General features: G+C 32.6%; 1 protein-coding gene. It reads left to right on the forward strand.

Annotated features, from left to right (window positions below; translation table 11 throughout):
- Nucleotides 1-560, forward strand: a 560-nt coding sequence (locus tag CKW40_RS46235; RefSeq protein ID WP_095205404.1) for a phosphoribosylglycinamide synthetase C domain-containing protein, incomplete at its 5' end; no start/stop codon positions are given.
- Between the last annotated feature and the right edge of the window lie 72 nt (nt 561-632).

The raw sequence follows: 632 nt of genomic DNA on the forward strand, positions 1-632 counted from the left end.
GTCCAGTACCACATATTAGTGACGATGTTTTAAAACTTACAAATGAAACAATTGCACAACCCATTGCAAAGGCAATGCTTAATGAAGGTTATCAATTCTTCGGTGTATTATACATTGGTGCTATTTTAACTAAAGATGGTCCAAAAGTAATAGAATTTAATGCCCGTTTTGGTGATCCTGAAGCTCAAGTATTATTAAGTCGCATGGAAAGTGATTTAATGCAGCATATTATTGATTTAGATGAAGGAAAACGTACTGAATTCAAATGGAAAAATGAATCTATTGTAGGGGTCATGTTGGCATCAAAAGGATATCCTGATGCATATGAAAAAGGGCATAAAGTAAGTGGCTTTGATTTAAATGAAAACTATTTTGTTAGTGGATTAAAGAAGCAAGGTGATACCTTTGTTACTTCAGGTGGTAGAGTTATACTTGCCATCGGAAAAGGTGACAATGTACAAGATGCACAGCGAGACGCATACAAAAAAGTATCACAAATACAAAGTGACCATTTATTCTATCGTCATGACATTGCGAATAAAGCACTACAACTTAAATAAGTAAATTTAAAATAATAAGATTAGCTATGAACGAATCTATAAAGATAGATTTTTTCATAGCTTTTTTAGTTG

Source organism: Mesorhizobium carmichaelinearum (genome assembly GCF_900199455.1).
GTDB classification, from domain to species: Bacteria; Pseudomonadota; Alphaproteobacteria; order Rhizobiales; family Rhizobiaceae; genus Mesorhizobium; species Mesorhizobium carmichaelinearum.